Source organism: Actinomadura kijaniata NBRC 14229 (assembly GCF_001552175.1).
Lineage (GTDB): Bacteria > Actinomycetota > Actinomycetes > Streptosporangiales > Streptosporangiaceae > Spirillospora > Spirillospora kijaniata.
In genome coordinates this window covers 47256-55685 of sequence record NZ_BCQR01000067.1, presented here as the reverse complement: position 1 = coordinate 55685, position 8430 = coordinate 47256, and the positions used below count along the sequence as shown (strand labels likewise).

Sequence of the window (8430 nt, the reverse complement as noted above, 5' to 3'; positions counted from 1 at the left end):
CCCGCGACCGGGCCCGCGCCGAGGCCGAGCGCGCCTACGGGCGCGCCCGCCGCGACTGGGAGCGGCGCCGCCGCGCCTACGAGAGCCAGCGCGAGTGGTACCCGGTCGCGGTGCCGCCGGGCGTGGACCGCGTGGACGTCGTCGGCGGCACCCTCGCCGGCTGGTCGGCCGCCGTCACCACCATGGGCGCGGCCCGGCTCGCGGTCGGGGCCCGCGTGACGGTCATCGACCTGTCCGAGGGCGCGGTGGCGCACGACCTGCTCCGGCTGGCCGCCAGCCGCAACGACGACCCCCTCGTCTGGGTGCTGCCCGCCGACCTGCCCCGCCTGGACGTCACCCGGGGGTTCGGCCCCGAGGCGCTGGCCGACGTGCTGTCCCTGGTGGTCAGCGCGGGCGAGGAGCAGGCCAGCACCCGCGACCTGTCGTTCGACAACTCGATCCTGGAACGCGTCATCGAGGTCCTCGGCGCGGACGCGACGATCCCGCGGATCACCGCGGCGCTGCGCGTGCTGGCGCAGGTCGGTGACCCGCGCGCGGACCTGCGGCGCGGCCTGCTGACCGACGAGCAGTTCGAGCGCGTCGCGACCCTGTTCGGCCGCAACGCCACCGACCGCATCGTGGTCCGCCACGCGTGGGCGCTGGAGGCCCAGCTGCGCAAGCTGGAGAAGCTCGGGACCGAGCCGGTGCACCTGCCGCCGTCCCGCCTGCACGTGGTGTCGATGGACCGCCGGGCCGGGGTGCTGACCAACCGGGTGCTCGGCACGTACGTCACCACGGCGCTGACCCACCGCATCCGGGAGTCGCCGCCGGGCGGGCGCTGGGACCACACGCTGTTCCTGTGCGGGGCGGAGAAGCTGCGCGGCGACGTGCTGGACCGGCTCGTCGACGCCTGCGAGGCGACCGGGACCGGCCTGGTCCTGATGTACCGTTCCATCCCCTCCCACGTGCGGGAACGCCTGGGGCGCCGGGGCCACGCGGCCGTCGGGTTCATGCGGCTGGGCAACCCCGAGGACGCCCGGATCGCCGCCGAGCACATCGGCGCCGACCACCGCCTCCAGGTCGCCGAGATCACCGACACGGCCGGGGAGACGCTGTTCGACGTGGCGGGCGAGACCTACGCCAGCACCGTCGCCTACGCCCGCGCCCGGGGCGACGTGCTGACCGACCCGGCGTGGAGCCCGCTCCCGGCCCCGATCGCCGACGACACGGCGCTGGTGGAGGGCATCAGCTCGGCCACCGCCTGGGGCCGCACGATCCGGCCCGGCGAGGCGACCCGGCAGAGCGTCCGCGAACTGCTGGTCGAGCCGCCCCAGCTCCAGGAGCTCCCGCCCACCGCGATGGTCTTCACCCACGCGGGCGGCACGGGCCGCCGCATCCTGCTGGTGGACGCCAACCCCGGCATCATCACGCTCCCGACCGCGCACTCGATGGAGTTCGAGGAGTACCTGCGGCACGAGCAGACGCGGGAGCAGCCCCCGGCCGAGCCGGAGGAGCCCGCCGACGAGGACGACCCCAACGACGGCATCCTCCTGGACGACCTGACCGGCGCGGCCCGCCCCCGCCGGGCGCTGCCGCGTTCCCGCCGCAAGACCCCGGGCCGGCACGCGGCGGACGGGCCCTGAACGGCCGATTCATTGGGGAATAGAAAGCGTTTTGGCGTGCCCCGGATTCTGCGCTAACATCTTCCGTGCGCGAGCGGAACGCCCCCGGACCCCCAAAAAGGGAAACGGAAGTGAAGATCGCGCTTTGGGGTATGGTGTAATCGGCAGCACGACTGATTCTGGTTCAGTTAGTTTAGGTTCGAGTCCTGGTACCCCAGCAGGTTCGCCCGCCTTCCGGCGGGGGAACGCGACGGGCCCCCGTCGTCTAGTGGCCTAGGACGCCGCCCTCTCAAGGCGGTAACGGCGGTTCGAATCCGCTCGGGGGTACATATCGACAAAAAGGCTCCGACCCTCCGGTCGGAGCCTTTTCCGTACCGTTCCCAAGGTGTGCGCATGGACCCGATGACGGCGGCGTTCGACGCGTTGGCCGACGACTATGACGACGTTCACCACGACGCGGTGGCGCGCGCCCTGACCGAGGCCGTGCGGCCCGCCCCGGACGCCCTGGTCGCCGACGTGGCCTGCGGGACGGGCGCGGTGGCCCTGATCCTCGCCCGCACCCGCCCGGCCACGGCCGCCCCGGTCCTGGCGATCGACCTGTCCCCGGCGATGGTCGCGCGCGGCCGGGAACGCGGCGCCGGCCTGCCCGTCGACTGGCGGGTGGGCGACGCGGTGCCGCTGCCCGTCCCCGACGCGTCCCTGGACGCGATCCTGTGCGCCTCGTCCCTGCACTTCCTGGGCGCGGCGGCGCTGGCCGACTGGCGAAGGGCGCTGCGCCCCGGCGGCCGGGTCGGCTTCACCCTGCCCCCGGCGGCCCACTTCCACCCGTCGGGAACGTTCGCCGCCCTGGTGGCCGAGGACCTCCCCCTCCCGCGCACCCCGGCCGACGCGGTGACCCTGACCCACGCCGCGGGCTTCACCGACACGACCGCGACCCTCGCCGACACCGGCACCCGCCCGACGATCGTGACCACGGCCGTCAACCCCTAGCCGGACGCGCCTCAGGCCAGGACGCCCACGCGGTCGGCGAAGGCGCGCAGGCCCGGCAGGGAGCCGCGGCGCTCGAACCGCAGCAGATCCTCCACCATCCGCCGCACGGGCGGACGGTAGCGGACCTCCGCCGGGGCGATCCGCTCGACGGACCGCAGCGTCCGGTAGCAGTCCTCGTACCGGCCCCACTGGTGGTAGGCGCGGGCTACGTCGACGCCCAGGCGGCCCCGGCGCTCCCGGGTGGGCAGGGCGACGTGCCGCAGGGCTCGGGCGTGTTCGATCGCAGTGCCGCTGTCGCCCAGGACCTGCGCGATGCTGACCTGGTAGATGGCGACGTTCGCGGGGCCGAACGCGGTGTGCCGGAGGTTGGCGTCGCGGCCGAGCCGGGCGGCGGTCCCGGCGGCCTCGGCGATGTACTCGTGGGCGCTGTGGCGGTCGCCGTCCACGGCGGCGGTGTAGGCGGCGACCTGCAACAGGCTGCCGTACACCGACAGCTGCTCGGGGGCGGCGCGGCCGTCCGGCTCGATGTCGCGGGCGGCGGTCAGCAGCAGCTCGCGGGCCCTGGCGGGCCGTCCGGTGCGGCGCAGCACGGTGGCCACGGCGCGGCGGGCGTCGGCCAGGGTGAGGGGGTCGTCGGAGGCGGCCGCGGCCTGCACGGCGCGGTCGGCGGCGGCCCAGGCGAGCTGGTCGTCGTTGATCTTGACCATGAGCGCCGAGGCGGCCAGGTAGGCGTCGGCGACCAACGCGTTCGCGCGTTCCCGGGCGGGCCCGTCGGCGTGGTCGCGGGTCGCGGCCGCCGCCGCGAGCAACGCGGGGAGCCCCCGGCTGAGATCGTCGTAGCGGGCGGCCTCGAAGTGGTCGCGGGCGCGACCGGTCGCGTTCCGCAGCGTCGCCAGCGGAACGGGCGCGGCGTCGGGCGGGGACCCGTACAGCACGTCTGTCAGGTCAGCGGGGGCGGCCAGTGCGCGCCGGGGGAGCCCGAGCGCCACTGCCCCGGCCAGCCCCGCCGTGGCCAGCAGTTCGCGTCTCCGCACAGGCTCCTCCTCGTCCCTGTTCCGGTGAGGCGCAGGATTCACAGTAGGCCCGTGCGCCCGAGGGGGTACCTTCCCTTTCCGATCCGGTGGAGGAACATTGGCGTCCGGAACCGGCAACAGGCCGAAGACCTCGGGAGACACCTCCAGCGCCGCGGCGAGCGCGCGCAGCAGCCGGACGTCGGTCAGCGGGGGACGGCCCCGTTCGTAACGGGACAGCCGGGAGCCGGAGTAGTTGCAGCGCCGGCCCAACTCGTCGAGGGTCAGCCCGCGGGCCAGGCGCAGGGCGCGGACGACCGGGCCGAAATCCTGACATCGCAGGGCCTCCCGCAGGGCGGGGGACGACCACACGGCATGGAGGGGGTCCATCGCGGCACCACCTGCGCGGGCATGGAGCTGTCCGCCTCAACGTAGCCGTCCCCCCGGCCCGCATCCAGGGCTCCTGCCGGATCGGCAAAACCCCTGCCGGCCAGGCACGACGGCCCGGCGCGGTCCGGACCGGCCCGGTTCGCTGGAGGTCATCGGCGGTCCTGGCCGGCCCGGGACCGCATGGCCTCCGTGAGGTGAGTCTTGTCGACCCTCCACGCCCTGGTCGAACGGCTGGCGGCCGTCGACCGCACCCTGCCGCCGGGCGGCGGCGACGTCTTCGCGCGTCGGCTCGCGCGGGCGGTGGACGACCGGCGGATCGTGTTCGCCTCGCCGGTCCTCGCGGTCGCGCACGGACCGGCGCTGGCGTGCGCGGACGCCGACATGCGCGCCGCGCTCGCCGGGCCGTGCGCGCAACGGGACCGGCTGCGCCGGGCTGCCCGCCTGCATCCGGGCGTGCGGCTGCTGTTCACCGACCGCATGAACGCGCACGACCCCGCCCCCCATCTGGGCGGTTACGTCTCCGCCACGCCATGCGGCGCGGTCGGCCTGGCGGAGGGAGAGGCGTGCGCGTTCGGCCACGTCGACCTCGACGCGTTCCGCGTTCCCCGGGACCGGCCGGTCCCGGTGGACCTCGTCCGGCTGGCCGCCACCGTGACGGTGCTGGTCCGGGCGCTGGACGACGCCGTCGAGTCGTTCCTGCGCCGCCCGCCGGACGCGGCGTCGGCGCGGGTCACGCGGAGCCGCCGGAAGATCGCGGTGGGGGTGCGCGGGCTGCCCGACGGCTCCCCGCGGGCGTGCCGGCTGGCCCGGGAGGTCGTGGCGTTCGTCAACTACACCAGCAAACGCGCCTCGCTGGGGCTGGCCCGTTCCCGGGGCGCGTGCCCGGCGGTGTGGGATGGCCGCTCCCGTTACGCCGACCCCGCGTTCCTCGGCCGGTTCGCCGACTCGGGGTCGCGCACGGTGGAGGCGGGACGGTGGACGGCGCTGGCCGAGGAGATCGCCGTGACGGGGATGCTGCGCCACTCCGCCACGACCGCGCTGCCGCCGACCGGTCCGCCCCTGTCGCCGTCCACGGCGGCGGCGCTACGGGCGTGCGTGGACGAGGGGGTCTCCGTGACGGTGACCCTGCGGACCCCCGCCACCCCCGGCGACGTCTTCGCCATCTGGTGCGACGCCTGGCGCAGGGGGTGCACGAACATCGCCGTGCGGTTCGGCGGGTGTTGAAGATTCCCGTGGTTCGGCGGTGGTCTCGGCTAGGGAGGGTGGGTGGGGCGGGCGTTCCGGTGGAGGGTGGGGTGGGGCGGCGACGGTCCTGTGCGGAGGGGCGGCGGGCCGGTGGCGGACGGGGCCATGAGCGGGTCAAGATGCTGGGGTGATGCCCCCCGGTATGCAGCACGGTACGCCGTCCCCCGATCCGGCGGCCCTGCCCGGTCCCTGGTACCGGATCCAGGCGATACCCGCCCCCGAACGCGCCGCGTCCGCCGAGTGGGACTTCGTCAGCGTGCTGCCCGCCGCGCTGTCGGCCGCGCGCCGCCGCCAGCCGTTCGTGGTGGGGTGGCTGTCGCCCGGCGGTGGCGCGCCGCTGGAGCTGATCACCAACGCGGGGGCCGTCGGCGTCCGCGCGAACGGGGAGGCGCGGGGCGTGCTGTTCCCCAGCGGCGCGCGCGGCGTGCCGATCGGGGACGGCTGGCTGCGGCAGGCCAACCGCATGGTCTGGACGCGCTGCCCCGGCCGTCTCGCGCCGCCCGGCCAGGGCGGTGGCGGCGAGGGCAGCCTGTTCGAGGCGACGCTGGTCACGCTGATGGAGCAGCCGTTCGGCTGGTTCGTGGTCGCCGACCCCTGCGACGAGCGGCTGATCGACCAGGAGATGCGCGAGCTGCACCTGGAGATGCAGGTGGCCTCGCGCGGCGAACGCGGCCAGTCGCGGCTGGCGGTCGAACGCGCCGAGCAGCGCCTGGCCGAGCTGGACGCGTTCCGGGAGGCGGGGCTGTGGCGGGTGCGGGTGCTGGCGGGCGCGGCGTCGCAGGCCGAGCTGGGCCAGATCGCGCCGGTGCTGGTCGGGTCGATGGAGCTCGGCCACCACCCCTACCGGCTGCGGTCGGGGTTCGGCAGCGGGTCGTTCGCCGAGGTGCTGCGGCCCGACCCCGCGCCCGCGACGCTCCGGCCGCTGGAGAACGAGCAGCGCTACCCGTTCGTCGCGACGGCGGGCGCGCTCGCCGCCCTGGCCGGGCTGCCCCGGAGGGAGGTGCCGGGGCTGCGGGTGCTGGAGGCCGGGTACTTCGACGTCACCTCCGAGACCGAGGACGTCGGCAACGGCCCCCGCATCGAGCTCGGCGCGATCCTGGACGGGCAGGACCGGCAGGTCGGCCGGTTCACCGTGCCGCGCTCGACGATCAACCGGCACGTGTTCGTCACCGGCGCGACCGGCGCGGGCAAGTCGCAGACGGTGCGGCACCTGCTGGAGCAGCTCACCCGCGCGGGCATCCCGTGGCTGGCGATCGAGCCCGCCAAGTCCGAGTACGCCGCGATGGCCGGGCGCATCCAGGACCTCGGCGGCCCCGTCACCGTCGTCAACCCGTCCGACCCCGCCTCGGTGCCGCTGTCGGTGAACCCGCTCGCCCCCGAGCCCGGCTATCCCGTCCAGGCGCACATCGACATGGTGCGGGCGCTGTTCCAGGCCGCCTTCGACGCCGAGGAGCCGTTCCCGCAGATCATGGCGCAGGCCCTCCAGCGCGTCTACGAGGCCAACGGCTGGGACGTCGTCACCGGCGCGGGCGTCCCCGGCTCCCTCATCGAGCCGACCGTCCCCACCCTCGAACAGCTCCAGAACGCCGCCCTCCAGGTCATCCGCGACGTCGGCTACGGCCGCGAGCTGATGGCCGACGTGCAGGGCTTCGTGGACGTGCGGCTGCGGTCGCTGCGGATCGGCTCGGCGGGCCGGTTCTTCGAGGGCGGCCACCCCGCCGACATCGGCGGGATGCTCCGCGACAACATCGTGCTGGCCATCGAGGACGTCGCCAACGACGAGGACAAGGCGTTCCTCATGGGCACGCTGATCATCCGCATCGTGGAGCACCTGCGGATGCGGTCGCGCGGCGGCGTCACCACCCCCGGCCTGCGGCACGTGATCGTCATCGAGGAGGCGCACCGCCTGCTGCGCAACCGGGGGCCCGAGCGCACCAGCTCGCACGCCGTGGAGCTGTTCGCGGGCATGCTCGCCGAGATCCGCGCCTACGGCGAGGGCATCATCGTCGCCGAGCAGATCCCCACCAAGCTCGTGCCCGACGTCATCAAGAACACCGCGCTGAAGGTCGTGCACCGGCTGCCCGCGTTCGACGACCGGCACCAGGTCGGCGCGGCGATGAACCTGGACGAGGACCAGTCCCGCGAGGTGGTGTCGCTGCGGCCGGGCGTCGCGGCGGTGTTCGCCGACGGCATGGACCGGCCGCTGCGCGTGAAGATCCCCCTCGGCGAGGGCCGCGAGGCCGTCCTGCCCGGCCCGCCGCCCCCGGTGGACGGGCGCCGGTCGGCCGCGTGCGGCTGCGAGTGCCGCTCCGGGCGCGCCTGCACGCTGCTGGAGCTGCGCGAGGCCGACCTGCACGCGGGCCATCCCGACTGGGCGTGGCTGCGGCTGTGGGCCGACACCCTCGTCCTCGCCCACGTCGTCAACCGGCCGCTGCCGGTCGTGCCCGCCGACCTCGGCCGCGCCTGGTCGCGCCTGGCGCCCCGCATCCGCGAGTGCACCCTGGCGACCGTGCTGGAACGCGCGGTGTCGCGCCGTTCCCAGGCGCTGCGCACCGCCTACCCGCCCGCCGACCTGACCGCCACCGTCGCGGGCGTCGCCCACCAGCTCCTCGGCGGCTCGGTGACCCTCCCCGGAACGCTGCCCGGCGCCCAGTGGGTGATCCCGCAGATCCGCTGGCTGCACGAGCTGGACCGGCTGTTCCCCTACGTCGGCGGCCTGCCCGACAAGCACGCCCCGGCGCCGCCGCTGGACTACCAGCTCGCCGGGCTCAAGCAGCCGCCCGAGCCGAAGGTCGGGCACCGGCTGCGGGCGCTGCGCCGCCACCCGCTGTCGATGGAGCTGGAGCGCAACCGCCCCCTCGCCCTCACCGCGCTCGCCGGGGACGACGACCACGAGGGCTTCTACCGCGACCTCACGCTCGTCACGATCGGCCTGGCCGAGCACGAGCAGATCGCCGACGTCGCCGAGACCATGCGCGCGGGGTCCTGGCTGGAGCCGGTGCTGAGCTGGCCCGACCGCCTGATCCTGCCGTTCGAGGACCCGTCGGCGGGACTGCCGTTCCTGGGGGCGGCCCACCCGGAGCCGTAAACGTCGCGGCACTGACCGCAACAGGACACCGCGTTCACGTCACGATCCGGCACCGGCTCCTCCTGCCCTCGTGTCCTTCTGGTTACCGTGTGACACATCGGATCGT

The 8430-nt window shown here is 75.1% G+C and carries 5 protein-coding genes, 2 tRNA genes and 1 pseudogene; 6 read left to right on the top strand and 2 right to left on the bottom strand.

From position 1 onward, the window contains the following. The 4 genes from AKI01S_RS51770 to AKI01S_RS21790 form a co-directional block, all read left to right on the top strand. Nucleotides 1-1622, top strand: a 1622-nt coding sequence (locus AKI01S_RS51770) for a coiled-coil domain-containing protein (protein ID WP_067820893.1), incomplete at its 5' end; no start/stop codon positions are given. A 125-nt stretch (nucleotides 1623-1747) separates the two neighbouring features. Further along, a tRNA-Gln gene (locus AKI01S_RS21800) sits at nucleotides 1748-1819 on the top strand. Nucleotides 1820-1855: 36 nt separating this feature from the next. Further along, nucleotides 1856-1928 (top strand) — tRNA-Glu (locus tag AKI01S_RS21795). A gap of 66 nt (nucleotides 1929-1994) precedes the next feature. Continuing rightward, complete coding sequence (locus AKI01S_RS21790) at nucleotides 1995-2591, top strand: class I SAM-dependent methyltransferase (protein WP_067820889.1); 597 nt, start codon at nucleotides 1995-1997, stop codon at nucleotides 2589-2591. 11 nt (nucleotides 2592-2602) lie between these two features. Here AKI01S_RS21790 and AKI01S_RS21785 read toward each other — a convergent pair whose 3' ends face one another. Both AKI01S_RS21785 and AKI01S_RS54695 read right to left on the bottom strand, forming a co-directional pair. Next, a complete protein-coding gene (locus tag AKI01S_RS21785; RefSeq protein WP_245681725.1) occupies nucleotides 2603-3625 on the bottom strand; it encodes an XRE family transcriptional regulator in 1023 nt (340 codons plus the stop codon). A gap of 138 nt (nucleotides 3626-3763) precedes the next feature. Then, a pseudogene (locus AKI01S_RS54695) lies at nucleotides 3764-3991 on the bottom strand (helix-turn-helix domain-containing protein); the annotation flags it as partial. A gap of 201 nt (nucleotides 3992-4192) precedes the next feature. On the opposite strand from AKI01S_RS54695, the gene AKI01S_RS21780 reads away from it, so the two are divergent. Both AKI01S_RS21780 and AKI01S_RS21775 read left to right on the top strand, forming a co-directional pair. Further along, nucleotides 4193-5215 carry a ribonucleotide reductase barrel domain-containing protein gene (locus tag AKI01S_RS21780; RefSeq protein ID WP_067820882.1) on the top strand — a complete coding sequence of 341 codons (1023 nt, stop codon included), beginning with the start codon at nucleotides 4193-4195 and terminating at the stop codon, nucleotides 5213-5215. A gap of 151 nt (nucleotides 5216-5366) precedes the next feature. Beyond that, nucleotides 5367-8324 carry an ATP-binding protein gene (locus tag AKI01S_RS21775; protein ID WP_245681724.1) on the top strand — a complete coding sequence of 986 codons (2958 nt, stop codon included), beginning with the start codon at nucleotides 5367-5369 and terminating at the stop codon, nucleotides 8322-8324. Nucleotides 8325-8430: the final 106 nt, after the last annotated feature.